Origin of the sequence: Enterobacter sp. Lyrl_3 (genome assembly GCF_051948675.1) — a bacterium.
Classification (GTDB): Bacteria; Pseudomonadota; Gammaproteobacteria; order Enterobacterales; family Enterobacteriaceae; genus Enterobacter; species Enterobacter cloacae.
Genome location: NZ_JAYJLI010000003.1, coordinates 335,156 through 350,185, shown reverse-complemented (window position 1 = coordinate 350,185; position 15,030 = coordinate 335,156). Strand labels below are relative to the sequence as shown.

At 55.7% G+C, this 15,030-nt stretch carries 16 protein-coding genes; 7 read left to right on the top strand and 9 right to left on the bottom strand.

Annotation, left to right across the window (positions count from 1 at the left end; translation table 11 throughout):
- Nucleotides 1–62: 62 nt before the first annotated feature.
- The 7 genes from potI to nfsA all read right to left on the bottom strand — a co-directional run bounded on the left by potI (nt 63) and on the right by nfsA (nt 6,826).
- Nucleotides 63–908, bottom strand: coding sequence for a putrescine ABC transporter permease PotI (potI, locus tag VF709_RS09395; RefSeq protein WP_013097369.1), 846 nt, complete (start codon nt 906–908; stop codon nt 63–65).
- Nucleotides 905–1,858: a putrescine ABC transporter permease PotH gene (gene potH / locus VF709_RS09390; protein ID WP_020689896.1), complete on the bottom strand. Its 954-nt coding sequence runs from the start codon at nt 1,856–1,858 to the stop codon at nt 905–907. The genes potI and potH overlap by 4 nt, the downstream gene beginning before the upstream one ends.
- Before the next feature lie 10 nt (nt 1,859–1,868).
- Nucleotides 1,869–3,002, bottom strand: coding sequence for a putrescine ABC transporter ATP-binding subunit PotG (potG, locus tag VF709_RS09385; protein ID WP_013097371.1), 1,134 nt, complete (start codon nt 3,000–3,002; stop codon nt 1,869–1,871).
- A 143-nt stretch (nt 3,003–3,145) separates the two neighbouring features.
- Nucleotides 3,146–4,258: a spermidine/putrescine ABC transporter substrate-binding protein PotF gene (potF, locus tag VF709_RS09380; protein ID WP_013097372.1), complete on the bottom strand. Its 1,113-nt coding sequence runs from the start codon at nt 4,256–4,258 to the stop codon at nt 3,146–3,148.
- A 351-nt stretch (nt 4,259–4,609) separates the two neighbouring features.
- Nucleotides 4,610–5,086 (bottom strand): YbjN domain-containing protein, encoded by a 477-nt coding sequence (locus tag VF709_RS09375; protein WP_003858385.1) that lies wholly within the window; start codon nt 5,084–5,086, stop codon nt 4,610–4,612.
- Nucleotides 5,087–5,149: 63 nt separating this feature from the next.
- Complete coding sequence (gene rimK, locus VF709_RS09370; RefSeq protein ID WP_013097373.1) at nt 5,150–6,052, bottom strand: 30S ribosomal protein S6--L-glutamate ligase; 903 nt, start codon at nt 6,050–6,052, stop codon at nt 5,150–5,152.
- A gap of 51 nt (nt 6,053–6,103) precedes the next feature.
- On the bottom strand, nt 6,104–6,826 hold the full coding sequence (gene nfsA / locus VF709_RS09365) for a nitroreductase NfsA (protein WP_013097374.1): 723 nt from the start codon (nt 6,824–6,826) through the stop codon (nt 6,104–6,106).
- 184 nt (nt 6,827–7,010) lie between these two features.
- Between nfsA and VF709_RS09360 the strand changes: the two genes are divergently transcribed.
- The gene (locus tag VF709_RS09360; protein WP_006809455.1) at nt 7,011–7,280 is read left to right on the top strand and encodes a GrxA family glutaredoxin; all 270 of its coding nucleotides are present in this window, start codon (nt 7,011–7,013) and stop codon (nt 7,278–7,280) included.
- Between the two features lie 345 nt (nt 7,281–7,625).
- Here the strand turns inward: VF709_RS09360 and VF709_RS09355 are convergent, their stop codons facing one another.
- Nucleotides 7,626–8,009 carry an inner membrane protein YbjM gene (locus VF709_RS09355; RefSeq protein ID WP_013097375.1) on the bottom strand — a complete coding sequence of 128 codons (384 nt, stop codon included), beginning with the start codon at nt 8,007–8,009 and terminating at the stop codon, nt 7,626–7,628.
- A 269-nt stretch (nt 8,010–8,278) separates the two neighbouring features.
- Here VF709_RS09355 and VF709_RS09350 point away from each other — a divergent pair, with 269 nt between their 5' ends.
- The 4 genes from VF709_RS09350 to arsC all read left to right on the top strand — a co-directional run bounded on the left by VF709_RS09350 (nt 8,279) and on the right by arsC (nt 12,309).
- Nucleotides 8,279–9,964 carry an aspartate:alanine antiporter gene (locus VF709_RS09350; RefSeq protein ID WP_014831222.1) on the top strand — a complete coding sequence of 562 codons (1,686 nt, stop codon included), beginning with the start codon at nt 8,279–8,281 and terminating at the stop codon, nt 9,962–9,964.
- 255 nt (nt 9,965–10,219) lie between these two features.
- Nucleotides 10,220–10,540 (top strand): metalloregulator ArsR/SmtB family transcription factor, encoded by a 321-nt coding sequence (locus tag VF709_RS09345; protein ID WP_038418999.1) that lies wholly within the window; start codon nt 10,220–10,222, stop codon nt 10,538–10,540.
- A 35-nt stretch (nt 10,541–10,575) separates the two neighbouring features.
- On the top strand, nt 10,576–11,865 hold the full coding sequence (locus tag VF709_RS09340) for an arsenic transporter (RefSeq protein ID WP_038418998.1): 1,290 nt from the start codon (nt 10,576–10,578) through the stop codon (nt 11,863–11,865).
- A gap of 12 nt (nt 11,866–11,877) precedes the next feature.
- A complete protein-coding gene (arsC, locus tag VF709_RS09335; RefSeq protein WP_038418997.1) occupies nt 11,878–12,309 on the top strand; it encodes a glutaredoxin-dependent arsenate reductase in 432 nt (143 codons plus the stop codon).
- Nucleotides 12,310–12,324: 15 nt separating this feature from the next.
- Here arsC and VF709_RS09330 read toward each other — a convergent pair whose 3' ends face one another.
- Entirely contained in the window at nt 12,325–12,876 is a 552-nt protein-coding gene (locus VF709_RS09330; RefSeq protein WP_038418995.1) for a TetR/AcrR family transcriptional regulator, read from the bottom strand.
- Between the two features lie 82 nt (nt 12,877–12,958).
- Here VF709_RS09330 and VF709_RS09325 point away from each other — a divergent pair, with 82 nt between their 5' ends.
- Both VF709_RS09325 and VF709_RS09320 read left to right on the top strand, forming a co-directional pair.
- Nucleotides 12,959–14,173 carry an MFS transporter gene (locus tag VF709_RS09325; protein WP_023620242.1) on the top strand — a complete coding sequence of 405 codons (1,215 nt, stop codon included), beginning with the start codon at nt 12,959–12,961 and terminating at the stop codon, nt 14,171–14,173.
- Entirely contained in the window at nt 14,163–14,975 is an 813-nt protein-coding gene (locus VF709_RS09320; protein ID WP_020689886.1) for a Cof-type HAD-IIB family hydrolase, read from the top strand. Before VF709_RS09325 ends, VF709_RS09320 begins: the two co-directional genes overlap by 11 nt.
- The last annotated feature ends 55 nt before the right edge of the window (nt 14,976–15,030 follow it).

The window sequence follows — 15,030 nt, the reverse complement described above, 5'->3', positions numbered from 1 at the left end:
TTTACTTCCCTGAAAAACAGTGCCGCGTCATGCGCGGCACATCACTGGAAATAATAATTCCTTCAGCCGCGTCTTGCACGCTGGATATCGCGCACGCGCTGCTTTTCCGCGCGCGCCATCAAATACCAGGCGATAAATCCGACAATTCCGACCACGCCGAGGATAATCGACGCCAGGGCGTTGATCTCCGGGTTCACCCCCATGCGCACGCTGGAGAAGACCAGCATTGGCAGCGTCGTCGCCCCTGGCCCGGAAACAAAGCTGGCGATCACCAGATCGTCGAGCGACAGGGTAAAGGCCAGCAGCCAGCCGGAGATCACCGCAGGCATAATCATCGGCAGCGTGATGATGAAAAAGACCTTCACCGGCGTGGCACCGAGATCCATCGCCGCCTCTTCAATGGAGCGATCCAGCTCGCGCAGACGCGAGGAGATGACCACCGCCACGTACGCGGTACAGAAGGTCACATGCGCCAGCCAGATGGTGAGCATGCCGCGATCCGCAGGCCAGCCAATGGCATGCGCCAGCGCCACAAACAGCAGCAGCAGCGATAGGCCTGTGATCACGTCCGGCATCACCAGCGGCGCGGTGATCATAAAGGCAAAGCCGTTCGAGCCGCGAAAACGCCCGAAGCGCACCATCACCAGCGCGGCAATCGTGCCCAGCACGCAGGCCATTGTGGCCGCCAGCGCCGCGATGGTCAGGCTCAGCCCCACCGCGCTCATCATCGCATCGTCGTGAAACAGTTCGCTGTACCAGCGCGTCGACCAGCCAGCCCATACGGTGACCAGTTTGGAGCTGTTGAACGAGTAGATCACCAGCATCAGCATCGGCGCATACAGGAAGGTAAAGCCGATCACCAGGATCGCAATTCGCCACGGAGAGCGCACTACCGGTAAGTTGTTCATCCGTGGTCTCCCATCTGTTTCTGCTGATGCTTGTGGAACCACATGATCGGCACGATCAGCAGCAGCAACATCACGATCGCCACCGCGGAGGCTACCGGCCAGTCGCGGTTATTGAAGAACTCCTGCCACAACACGCGGCCAATCATGATGCTGTCCGGGCCGCCGAGCAGTTCCGGGATCACAAACTCCCCAACCGCCGGAATGAACACCAGCATCGACCCGGCGATAATCCCGCCTTTGGTCAGCGGCACAATCACGCTGAAGAAAGTCTTCAGCGGACGGGCGCCCAGATCCAGCGAGGCTTCCACCAGCGAGTAGTCGATACGCGTCAGCGCCGTATAGATCGGCAGCACCATAAACGGCAGGTAGGCATATACAATCCCGATATAGACCGCGAGATTGGTGTGCAGAATAGTCAGCGGCTGATCGATAACCCCTAACCACATCAGGAAGTTATTCAGCACCCCGTTATTTTTCAGGATCCCCATCCACGCGTAGACGCGGATCAGGAACGAGGTCCACGACGGCAGAATCACCAGCAGCAGCAGAATGTTGCGCGTCGAGGGCTTACTGTGCGCCACCGCCCATGCCAGCGGGTAGCCCATCAGCAGACAGCAGAGCGTGGAGATCGCCGCCACCTGCAGTGACTGCAAATAGGCTTCGACATAAAGCGGATCTTCCGTCAGCTGCAGGAAGTTGCCAAGGTTAAGCGTCAGCGTCAGCTGGCCGTCTGCCCAGTCCAGCAGATTGGTGTAAGGCGGGATCGCCCGCGCCATTTCCGCCAGGCTTATCTTGAAAACGATCAGGAACGGCAGCATGAACAGCAGGATCAGCCACACGTAAGGCATGGCAATCACCAGCTTGCGGCCGTGGTTCATCTGCATGCGCGCCAGCCAGTGCGCAAAGCCGCCCGGTTTTTCGACGCGGGCTGGCGGTTCAAGTGTACTCATTGGCCGCTCCTTATACCGTCAGCACGACACAACTGTCCGCATCCCAGCACAGACGCACTTCGTCGCCCCAGGTCGGCAGTCCTTTACGGTAGCGATGTTCGTTTTGCAGCTGGGCGCTGAGCATCTGCCCGCTCTTCAGACGGACGTGGTAAATAGAGAGATCGCCCAGATAGGCAATGTGCACCACTTCGCCCACGGCAAAGTTAAAGCCATCGGCCGGAGGATCTTCACAGAGCATGATTTTCTCCGGTCGCAGGGCGATATAGACCGGCACGTTGTCTACCACGGAGTTATCCGGGTCGACCTTCAGCGGATGCTGCAGCCCCGGCGATTCGATGATCAGCCCGTCTTCTTCACGCGCTTTCAGCAGCCCTTCAAAAACATTCACCGAGCCGATGAACTCCGCGCTGTAGCGGGTAGTCGGGTGTTCATAAATCTCTTCCGGCTCGCCAATCTGCACGAACTTACCGCGGTTCATGATCGCGATACGCCCGGCCATGGTCATGGCCTCTTCCTGGTCGTGGGTGACCATCACGCAGGTCACGCCCACGCGTTCGAGGATATCCACCACTTCGAGCTGCATACGGTCGCGCAGTTTTTTATCCAGAGCCCCCATCGGCTCATCAAGCAGCAGCAGTTTCGGGCGTTTCGCCAGGCTTCGGGCCAGTGCCACGCGCTGACGCTGACCACCAGAGAGCTGGTGCGGTTTACGCTTCGCGAACTCCTGCATGTGCACCAGGCTCAGCATCTCCGCCACACGCGCGGTGATTTCGGCTTTTGGCAGCTTGTCCTGCTTCAGGCCAAACGCAATGTTCTGCTCCACCGTCATATGCGGGAACAGTGCGTAAGACTGGAACATCATGTTAATCGGACGCTGATACGGCGGTACGCTGGAGAGATCCACGCCATCCAGCACAATCTGCCCGGCGGTAGGTTGTTCAAACCCGGCCAGCATGCGCAGCAAGGTTGATTTACCGCAACCAGACGCCCCGAGAAGGGCAAATATTTCGCCTTTGTAGATAGTCAGGCTGACGTCGTCCACGGCATGCTGGCCATCGAAAGATTTGGTGAGGTTACGAATTTCAAGTAGCGGGGTCAGCGCTTTACGGACTTTCGCCTGCGGGCGGGGGATCGCGTCATTCACGGGGTGTTCTCCGGCATAGATCAAAACTGGTGCAAACGCACCGTCAGGGTGCGCATCGCCGGGCGGCGCGAACGCCTGCCCGGCCTACGGGTTGTGTCGGCCCGGTAAGCGATAGCGCCACCGGGCAACGTTACCAAACGCCGTTATTTCCCGCTTTTCACCTTGGTCCACGCACGGGTACGTACGCGGTCAATTTTTGGATCCTGAACTTTCAGGGTGAAGAGCTTGGCAAACACATCCGCTGGCGGATAGATAGCCGGATTATTACGGATCTCTTCGCTAATCAGTGGCAAGGAGGCCTTGTTACCGTTGGCGTAGTAGACATGGTCGCTGATATGAGCAATCACTTCCGGACGCATCAGGTAGTTAAGGAACTGATACGCTTCATCTTTGTTTTTCGCATCGGCAGGCATGGCGAAGACATCAAAGAAGGCCAGCGCCCCCTCTTTCGGAATGAAGTAGGAGACATTCACGCCGTTTTTCGCCTCTTTCGCGCGGTTAGCCGCCTGCCAGACGTCCCCTGCCCAGCCAATTGCCACGCAGATGTCGCCGTTAGCCAGGTCGTTAATGTACTGTGAAGAGTGGAAGTAACGGATATTCGGACGCAGCTTCAGCAACAGATCGGTCGCCGGGCCGGTGTAGTCATCCGCCTTGTTGCTGTTCGGATCTTTGCCGAGATAGTTCAGCACGGTGGCGAAAATCTCTTCCGGGGCATCCAGGAAGGAGACGCCGCAGCTTTTCAACTTGGCGAGGTTCTCCGGCTTCAGCACCACGTCCCAGCTGTCCAGCTTGACGTCCGGGCCCAGCGCCGCTTTGACTTTATCCACGTTGTAGCCAATACCGGTGGTCGCCCACAGATACGGCATGGCGTATTTGTTCTCCGGGTCATGCTTAGAGACCAGCTTCAGCACTTCCGGGTCGAGGTTTTTCCAGTTTGGTAACTTGCTCTTGTCCAGCGGCTGGAAAACGCCTGCGGTCAGCTGACGCTCCAGGAAACTTGCGGACGGTACCACCAGGTCAAAACCGGTGCTGCCTGCCATCAGTTTGCCTTCCAGCACTTCGTTGGAATCAAACACGTCGTAGACCACTTTAATGCCGGTCTCTTTTTCAAAATTAGCCACCGTGTCAGGGGCAATATAGTCAGACCAGTTATAAACATGCAGCGTTTTTTGTTCCGCAGCGAGCGTGCCGGCAGAGACGGCCATCAGAGCACCCGCAACCAGACCCGATAACCATTTTTTATTCAAGGCGATCATAGTGTTATTCCTTCTGAAAGCTCGTTAACAAACGAACTAAAACTGTGCAATCTGGATATATGCAAAAATCATGCATAGTTTGTCGCTCTGCTCAAAATAAAAAGAAACCTCTTTACCCGGCAGGATCCGCTCGCTTTTTTAAGCATCGCAAGAATAACTGTAGCCCGTGTCTCCGGCTATAGCCCAGACGAAAAAACGCCTTTTATCAATTTTTTATGCAGGTTATGTCTACGTGATAAGCCGAAATGGCCTTTGAGGAGGTGAAAAATTCTTTAAAGAAAGGTTAAAAGCAGCAGAATAAATGGCGTTATGCAGCCGCTCTGGCAGCGACTGCGCAAAAGTCAGACAGGCTTAGTGAAGAAAATTGGGAGATGCATCATTATTCTCTGCATCGTCTTCCGCGCTGTACAGCAGATGGTGTGCATTGGCTTCCATCATAACCATTGAAATTTGCTCTTCACTCAAACGCATAAACCAGGCGAACTGCTTGAAGGAGAGCCCCGCGCCGGAGAACAAAGACTGGCAAACGACCAGTTTTGGCAGATTATCATCCTGTATATCGAGGAATGCTTTCACCGTCAAAGAACTGGCGTTGATCGCAGAGAGGTCAGAGGCCAGCGCCAGCAGCGCAGACGGCTTAACTTCTGCCAGCGCAGAGAAGAGGATCACGTCGTTAATGAGATCGATTTTGGCATCAAAAATGCCGTCGAAATTCTGCATGTGAGGCAGATGCAGCGCCTGGCAGGAATCACATTCAAAGAAGGTGATTCCGGCATCATCAAGCCATTGACGTAACGTATCCAGTGTTGGAACGACCTGTAAATCCATCGCGGTGGAGCCTCTTTAGTAAAAACTTCGCATAGGGTACTCAAAAAGTGCGCGGTAATCCATTTAACCACCCGTTTTAAGACAGTAGCCCGGCGTGGCATGGCGCTCAATCCATGCAATCATTTTACCTGCAATATCGACACCGGTGGTTTTTTCTACCCCTTCCAGCCCGGGCGAGGCATTCACTTCCATCACCAGCGGCCCGCGCGTTGCGCGCAGAAGGTCTACGCCTGCCACGTCCAGCCCCAGCGTTTGCGCCGCTTTCACGGCAATCTCCCGCTCGCGCTCGCTGATATCAGCAACCCGCGCAACGCCGCCCCGGTGGAGGTTGGAGCGAAAATCGCCCTCTTTCGCCTGACGCTCAATGGCCGCCACCACCTCATTGCCCACCACGAAACAGCGGATATCGCGCCCTTTGGCCTCTTCAATGTACTCCTGCACCAGAATGTGCGCATTCAGGCCGCGGAAGGCGTCAATCACGCTCTCTGCTGCCTGTCGCGTCTCTGCCAGCACCACGCCAATACCCTGTGTGCCTTCCACCAGCTTGATGACCAGCGGCGCACCGCCCACCATGTCGATCAGATCGCTGGTGTCGTCCGGGGAGTGAGCGATGCCGGTGACCGGAAGATCGATACCCTGGCGGGCGAGCAGCTGCAGCGAGCGCAGCTTATCCCGGGCGCGGGAAATGGCGACAGATTCGTTGAGAGGATAGCTGCCCAGCATTTCAAACTGGCGCAGCGCGGCCGTACCGTAATAGGTGATCTGCGAGCCGATGCGGGGGATCACCGCATCAAAATGCGGTAGCTTGCGGCCTTTGTAATGGATCGAGGAAGCAGCAGGGTCAATGTTCATATAGCAGGACATCGGATCGAGGATCTCAATCTGATGTCCGCGTTTTGCCGCCGCTTCTCGCAGGCGTTTGCATGAATAGAGCGTTCCATCCCGGGACAAAATGGCAATTTTCACCCTGCACCTCTCTAAAGACATGGGAAAAGCCTGCGTATCATACCGAATGGACTAGCGCGTCGCCCAGCCCTGTTTGTGCAGATAATCGAGAATAAACGGGCGATTTTCTTTAATGATGGTACGGCGGATGTGGTCGCTCCAGGTATCGCGGCGGTTATTGCTGCCGCGCGTCATGTAGTAGTGCGCCAGCTCTTCATCGTATTGATTCAGAACATCCTGATCGACCGGCTGGTAGTGGTTTTCATGGACCAGCATCGCCGCAGGCAGGCGCGGCTTGAGATCCGGGTTGTCAGCCGGCCAGCCGAGGCAGAGACCGAACAGGGGCAGGACGTGCTTCGGCAGCTTCAGCAGTTCGGTTACGCTTTCAATATTGTTACGCAGCCCGCCGATATACACGCCGCCTAATCCCAGTGATTCCGCCGCCGTGAAGGCGTTTTGCGCCATCAGCGCGGTATCGACCACACCCAGCAGCAGCTGTTCTGCCAGCCCCAGCTCGGCTTCAGGGCAAATTTGCAGGTGACGGTTAAAGTCAGCGCAGAATACCCAGAACTCGGCGGCCTGGGCTACATGCTTCTGCCCGCCCGTGAGCGTCACCAGCTGCTCGCGCATGGCCTTGTCGGTAATGCGAATAATCGAACTGCACTGCAGAAAGCTGGAGCTCGAGGTGGCTCTGGCGCTGTCGATGATGGCCTCACGCTGCGCCTCGGTAATGGGCTCATCGGTGAAGTGGCGGATAGAACGGTGGGAACGGAGCAGGTCAATTGTTGGCGTCATCGTCTCTCTCTTTGTCTTGCTTAATACGTGTGGCAGCCAGTATAGGCAATGATGCGCGGCATGTAATTGGCGAAACATAGCTCAAGGATATTAAAGCGACAGGCGAAACCTACTTTAATGACGGCAGGTTATCGTGCACTATACGTGTCATTCGCCGTCAGGCTTGTTTTTTGAGGAGAGAGAAATGTTTGCAGTAATTTTTGGTCGTCCAGGATGCCCTTACTGTGTGCGCGCAAAAGAGCTGGCAGAAAAACTGACTGAAGAGCGTGATGACTTTAACTTCCGCTATGTGGATATCCACGCAGAAGGCATCACCAAAGCCGATCTGGAAAAGACCGTGGGTAAACCGGTTGAAACCGTACCGCAGATCTTCCTCGATCAGAAACACATTGGCGGCTGCACCGATTTTGAAGCTTACGCTAAAGAACATCTGGGTCTGTTTGCCGCTCAGTAATCACTAAGCAAACCCCGCGCCCTGACGTGGGGTTTTATCTATTTGCCAGTCATTGCTTTTTACTTCATTCAATAGAATTGAACCATATGATGCATGGATTAGCCTGTTAATCCAGCGCGCGTCTTGCGTTTTGCCCTACGATAAATAATGCAATTCCTTGATATTAATGCCGATTGTAGGCCGGGTAAGCGCAGCGCCACCCGGCAAGAAAGACGGCTTAAGGGCATTGGGCGCACTACGCGGGATGCTGTCAGTCACGACTGGAAAAGGTAGGTATGGACTGGAATACCGGGCAATCCGTACACAGTACCGTATTTGACGACAATATCTGCGGCAACGGCGTTCTCATTCTTTTTTATTATGTAACCGTTGATGCCGTATCAGAGTGCGAAGAAACAGGAAAAACAGCGCACCGAGCGCGCACCAGAATACGCCGCTCAGCAGCCAGGCCAGCTCCTGCCAGAGGCTTCGTGTGGACACAAAAAGCAACCGCATCAGCACCAGGCACAGCGGTGCCGCCAGCATTGCCCCTAACAGCGGCTTAACAACCTCGCCTTCGCGCGAGAGAAAACTCGCGGCCACGCCAGGCAGAATGAAAAAGAGCAGTCCCAGTTCCGGATGCCCGGAGGCTCTGAATGCCCCCTTAACATTAAACGCTAATGACATACAGACAACGGTGAACAGTAAGAAACAGCTTATCGCCCCTGCCCATTTTCCTTTAATGTTCAAATTATCCTCCTGACTTCTCTATCAAATAAAGTTTCGTCGCGTGGACACCCGATCGGATAAAGTTATGCGGCAATCCTTGCCAAAACCCGCATACGGTTATGCGATAATGAGTAGCCGTTGGTAGCTAATGCGATTAAACTATCCAGCTGCTATTGTCTTAGGGAATTTTTTGGCCGCAGGGAGTGTAGAAGTATTCCCTGGCACTGAAAACAGTAGCCCAAAATGTCCTTTCATTCAACAACTTACTGGTAAACAAGAAGTTAGCCTCCGTGAATATAAACGTCGCAGACTTGTTAAATGGGAATTACATCCTGTTATTATTTGTGGTACTGGCGCTGGGCCTTTGCCTGGGTAAATTGCGCCTGGGTTCAGTACAACTTGGTAATTCCATTGGCGTTTTAGTCGTCTCCTTATTATTAGGTCAGCAGCATTTCAGCATTAACACAGACGCGCTTAACTTAGGTTTTATGCTGTTTATTTTTTGTGTTGGTGTGGAAGCGGGTCCTAACTTTTTTTCCATTTTCTTCCGCGACGGCAAAAATTATCTGATGCTGGCGCTGGTGATGGTCGGCAGTGCGCTGCTGATCGCGTTAGGGCTGGGTAAACTGTTTGGCTGGGATATCGGGTTAACGGCCGGTATGCTGGCAGGCTCCATGACCTCGACACCGGTTCTGGTGGGTGCAGGCGATACCCTGCGCCATTCTGGTATGGCCGGGTCACAGCTTTCTACCGCACTCGATCACCTGAGCCTGGGCTATGCCCTGACCTATCTGATTGGTCTGGTGAGCCTGATTGTGGGCGCGCGCTACCTGCCGAAACTGCAGCATCAGGATCTGCAGACCAGCGCCCAGCAAATCGCCCGCGAGCGTGGTCTGGACACGGACTCCAAACGAAAAGTTTATCTTCCGGTGATCCGCGCTTATCGCGTCGGGCCAGAGCTGGTCGCCTGGGCGGACGGTAAAAATCTGCGCGAGCTGGGGATTTACCGCCAGACAGGTTGCTATATCGAACGTATCCGCCGTAACGGCATTCTGGCGAACCCGGACGGCGATGCGGTGCTGCAGATGGGCGACGACATCGCGCTGGTGGGTTACCCGGATGCCCACGCGCGGCTGGACCCAAGCTTCCGTAACGGTAAAGAGGTATTCGACCGCGACCTGCTCGACATGCGTATCGTCACCGAAGAGATCGTGGTGAAAAACCACAACGCCGTCGGCCGTCGTCTGGCGCAGCTGAAGCTGACCGACCACGGATGCTTCCTGAACCGCGTGATCCGCAGCCAGATTGAGATGCCTATCGACGATAATGTCGTCCTGAATAAAGGTGACGTGTTGCAGGTCAGCGGCGACGCACGCCGCGTGAAAACCGTCGCCGACCGCATCGGCTTTATCTCCATTCACAGCCAGGTCACCGACCTGCTGGCTTTCTGCGCCTTCTTTATTGTTGGCCTGATGATTGGGATGATTACTTTCCAGTTCAGCAACTTTAGCTTTGGCATTGGTAACGCCGCCGGGCTGCTGTTTGCCGGGATCATGCTGGGCTTCCTGCGAGCGAACCACCCAACCTTCGGTTACATTCCACAGGGCGCGCTGAACATGGTGAAAGAGTTCGGTCTGATGGTCTTTATGGCGGGTGTCGGCTTAAGCGCCGGTAGCGGCATTGGCCACAGCCTGGGCGCCGTCGGCTGGCAAATGTTGGTTTCCGGACTTATCGTCAGCCTGGTACCGGTGGTGATCTGTTTCCTGTTCGGCGCCTACGTGCTGCGCATGAACCGCGCCCTGCTCTTCGGGGCGATGATGGGTGCGCGTACCTGTGCGCCAGCAATGGAAATCATCAGTGATACCGCCCGCAGCAACATCCCGGCGCTGGGCTATGCAGGAACCTACGCTATCGCTAACGTACTGCTTACGCTGGCAGGTACGCTGATCATCATCATCTGGCCTGGACTCGGATAAATCTTAACTTTGCGCGTTACGAAAAAATTTTCGTTACGCGCAGAACTTTTTTATCAGGGGGCAGTCATAACTAGTGCCACTGCTTTTCTTTGATGTCCCCAATTTGTGGAGCCCATCAACCCCGCCGTTTTGGTTCAAGGTTGATGGGTTTTTTGTTGCCTGAAATTCTCTGCTCCATCATCCCCCCTCTTCCCTCCCCCGCCTCAAACATATATGATTAAACAAATATGTATTAACTATCCGCAGGGTTCAACCATGCTCCACCCGCTCCAGCTTTTCAAAACCCTCTCCGACGAAACGCGGCTCTCCATCGTCATGCTTCTGCGTGAAGCCGGTGAGCTATGCGTCTGCGATCTCTGCTCCGCAACCACGGAGTCACAGCCGAAAGTCTCGCGCCATATGGCCTTACTTCGCGAATCCGGGCTGGTTATCGACCGTCGTGAGGGGAAGTGGGTCTATTACCGTTTGTCTCCGAACATGCCTGCGTGGGCAGCTACCGTCATCGATAACAGCTGGAACTGCCTGCGGGATGAAACGCGTGCAAGGCTAAAGAATAGCCTTCCTGGGTCATGTTAAACACATTCATAAAAACAGATATAACGGAGTAAACGATGTTTCTGGCAGGGGCAATTTTTCTGTTTACGCTGGTACTGGTCATCTGGCAGCCCAAAGGGCTCAGTATCGGCTGGAGCGCGACGATTGGCGCAGTGCTGGCGCTGGCCAGCGGCGTGATCCACCTTAACGATATTCCGGTGGTGTGGAATATCGTCTGGAATGCCACGGCGACGTTTATCGCCGTTATTATCATCAGCCTGCTGCTGGATGAGTCCGGCTTTTTCGAGTGGGCGGCGCTGCATGTCGCCCGCTGGGGAAACGGTCGGGGGCGTTTGCTCTTTACTTATATCGTGCTGCTGGGTGCGGCCGTTGCGGCGCTGTTTGCCAATGACGGTGCAGCGTTGATCCTGACACCTATCGTCATCGCCATGCTGCTGGCGCTGGGGTTCAGCAAGCAGGCCACGCTGGCGTTTGTGATGGCGGCAGGTTTTATCGCCGATACCGCCAGCCTGCCGCTGATTGTCTCGAACCTGGTTAACATTGTGTCGGCAGACTTCTTTAAGCTGGGGTTCAGCGAATACGCCTCGGTGATGATCCCGGTTGATATCGCCGCGATTGCTGCCACGCTGGTGATGCTGCATCTGTTCTTTCGCAAGGAAATTCCACCGGAATATGATCTTGCGAAACTCCGGGAGCCCGCCCGGGCCATTGACGATCTCCCGACGTTCAGAACAGGCTGGATAGTGCTACTGCTTCTTCTCGTCGGCTTCTTTGTGCTTGAGCCTCTCGGCATTCCGGTCAGCGCCATTGCAACAGCTGGCGCGCTGATTTTATTCGCCGTTGCAAAACGCGGACACGCGATTAATACCGCAAAAGTGCTGCGCGGCGCACCGTGGCAGATCGTCATCTTCTCACTGGGGATGTATCTGGTGGTCTACGGTTTGCGTAACGCCGGGCTAACCGAATACCTTTCAGGCGTGCTGAATGCGCTGTCCACCCACGGTTTATGGGTAACTACCCTCGGAACCGGGTTCATCACCGCCTTCCTGTCATCCATAATGAACAATATGCCCACGGTGCTGATTGGCGCGCTCTCTATTGATGGCAGCACGGCAACAGGATTGATTAAAGAAGCGATGATTTACGCCAACGTGATTGGCTGCGATCTGGGGCCAAAAATCACGCCTATCGGTAGTCTCGCCACCCTGCTCTGGCTCCACGTGCTGGCGCAAAAAAACATGACCATTACCTGGGGCTACTATTTCCGGACGGGCATCATAATGACGCTGCCGGTTCTGTTTGTGACGCTCGCCGCGCTGGCGTTACGTCTCTCCTTCACACTGTAATGAGCCACTGATATGACCAATATCACCATTTACCACAATCCCGCCTGCGGCACCTCGCGCAACACGCTGGAGATGATCCGCAACAGCGGCACCGAGCCAGAGATCATTCTCTATCTGGAAAATCCGCCGTCACGCGATGAACTGATCAAACTGATTGCCGAGATGGGCATTTCGGTGCGGGCGCTGCTGCGTACAAACGTGGAGCCCTATGAGCAACTGGGCCTGGCCGAAGAGACGTTCACTGACGACCAGCTTATCGGTTTTATGCTGCAACACCCGATCCTGATTAACCGTCCGATTGTGGTGACGCCGCTGGGCACCCGTCTGTGCCGCCCGTCTGAAGTGGTCCTCGATATTCTGCCGGATGCGCAGAAAGGGGCATTTACGAAAGAGGACGGTGAAGCCGTCGTGGATGTCAGCGGGAAAAAAATCACTCAGAAATAGAGGCGGGCCTGCAGGCTAGCGGTCCCCCTCGCCTGCAATCCTTCCCACCATCGCCCGGATCTCCTCACGCGTTAGCGGCGCTCTGTCGGTGACAAAATGCAGCGTCATTCCTTCGATAAAGGCGTCCAGCGCGCGGGTGGTGACCGGGTCAAACCACTGCTCAAGCGTCGTCTGGCTCATCTGCATCCAGTCCTGCATTACCGTTTTCAGCGCCGCGCTGCGGTGCATAAAAGTGTAGAGCTGGTACATCAGCGCCATGTTGTGCGGCGTCGTCACCTGCGAGCTGTGGATCAGCGTGGTGATAGATTCACACGCCATCTCCGGGCTGGTTACCCCCGCGAAGAAATCACGGTACTGCTGCGACATCTGCCGGGTATACCACGTGAAAGCCTCTTCCAGCAGCGACTCCATGCCGTCGAAATAGTAGGTCATCGACCCCAGCGGAACCCCGGCACAGCTGGCGATTTTACGGTGCGTGACGGCATGAATACCGTGCTCAGCAATGGTGTCCAGCGTCGCCTGCAGGATCTTCTCCCGGCGATGCGGGTCGTTTGGTGGTCTGCTCATACATGCCTCATCTGATTTGTGTACAAATGTACACAAACTTGCTAGTGTTGTCGCTACTGTTGTGCTTCTGGTGCTTATCTCAATGACTCTGACCTCATCCCGTAAGGCCCTGCGGTTGCGCATGTGGGCGCTTTTCATGTTCTTCTTTATTCCGGGTCTGCTGATGGCGTCCTGGGCCACGCGTACCCCGGCGATCCGCGATATTTTGTCGGTCTCCACCGCTGAGATGGGCATTGTGCTGTTTGGCCTGTCGATAGGCTCAATGAGCGGTATTCTCTGCTCGGCGTGGCTGGTGAAGCGCTTTGGTACCCGGGCGGTGATCCGCACCACCATGTGCTGCGCAATACTGGGGATGCTGGTGCTCAGCGTGGCGCTGTGGTATGCCTCGCCGGTCATGTTTGCCCTGGGTCTGTTGATCTTTGGCGGCAGTTTTGGCGCGGCGGAAGTGGCCATTAACGTTGAAGGGGCTGCGGTCGAGCGCGAGATGAATAAAACCGTGCTGCCAATGATGCATGGCTTTTACAGCCTTGGCACGCTGGCCGGTGCGGGCGTGGGCATGGCGCTGACGGCCTCCGGCGTGAGCGCGAATCTGCATATCCTGCTGGCCGCGCTGATCTCTGTTGTGCCGGTGCTGACCGGCATCCGCGCCATTCCGGACGGCACGGGCAAAAACACCTCTGATGAACATAAAACGGCGGAAAAAGGGCTGCCGTTCTACCGTGATTTCCAGCTGATGCTGATCGGCGTGGTGGTGCTGGCGATGGCGTTTGCTGAAGGCTCCGCCAACGACTGGCTGCCGCTGCTGATGGTAGACGGACATGGGTTTAGCCCGACCTCTGGCTCGCTGATCTACGCCGGGTTTACGCTGGGGATGACCGTCGGACGCTTTACCGGCGGCTGGTTTATTGACCGCTACAGCCGCGTGGCGGTGGTGCGCGCCAGCGCCCTGCTCGGCGGGCTGGGCATTGCGATGATCATCTTCGTGGATGTGGACTGGATTGCCGGCGTATCGGTGATCCTCTGGGGACTGGGTGCCTCACTTGGCTTCCCGTTGACCATCTCCGCCGCCAGCGATACCGGCCCGGACGCCCCGACGCGCGTCAGCGTGGTGGCGACCACAGGCTATCTGGCCTTCCTGGTCGGGCCGCCGCTGCTGGGCTTCCTGGGTGAGCACTACGGGCTGCGCAGCGCCATGCTGGTGGTGTTAGGGTTGGTCATGATTGCGGCGCTGGTGGCGCGCGCCGTGGCGAAGCCGGAAAAAGAACAAACGACACTGGAGAAGGGATATGAGCGTTAAACTGATTGCAGTCGACATGGATGGCACCTTCCTGAGCGACGCGAAAACCTACAATCGCGAACGTTTTCTGGCGCAGTATGCGCGTATGAAGGAGCAAGGTATTCGCTTTGTGGTGGCCAGCGGTAACCAGTATTACCAGCTGATCTCCTTCTTCCCGGAGATTGCGCATGAGATTGCGTTTGTCGCCGAAAACGGCGGCTGGGTGGTCAGCGCCGGGGAAGATGTTTTTAACGGTGAACTGTCGAAAACGCACTTCGACACCGTTGCTGCCGTGCTAAACGACGTTCCCGGCATTGAGATTATCGCCTGCGGCAAAGGCAGTGCCTATACGCTCAAAGCCTATGACGATGAGTTCAAAGCTATCGCCGCGAAGTACTATCATCGCCTCGAAATGGTAAGTGATTTCGACAACCTGAACGATATTTTCTTCAAGTTCGGACTCAACGTTTCTGATGATGAAATCCCGCGCATACAGGCCATGCTGCACGAAAAACTCAACGACATTATGGTGCCCGTCACGACCGGCCACGGCAGTATTGACCTGATTATCCCCGGCGTGCATAAAGCCAACGGCCTGCGGATCCTGCAACAGCGCTGGGGCATTGACGACAGCGAGGTGGTGGCTTTCGGTGACAGCGGGAACGATGTGGAGATGCTGCGCCAGTCAGGCTTCAGCTTTGCGATGGCGAATGCCAGACCGCATATTAAGGCAGCGGCGCGGTTTGAAGCGCCGCATAATAACGAGGAAGGCGTACTGAATGTGATTGATAAGGTGCTCAACAGAGAAGCACCGTTTAATTGATTCCGTGCGCTCTGGTGCCCTCACCCTGCCCCTCTCCCACCGGGAGAGGGAATAA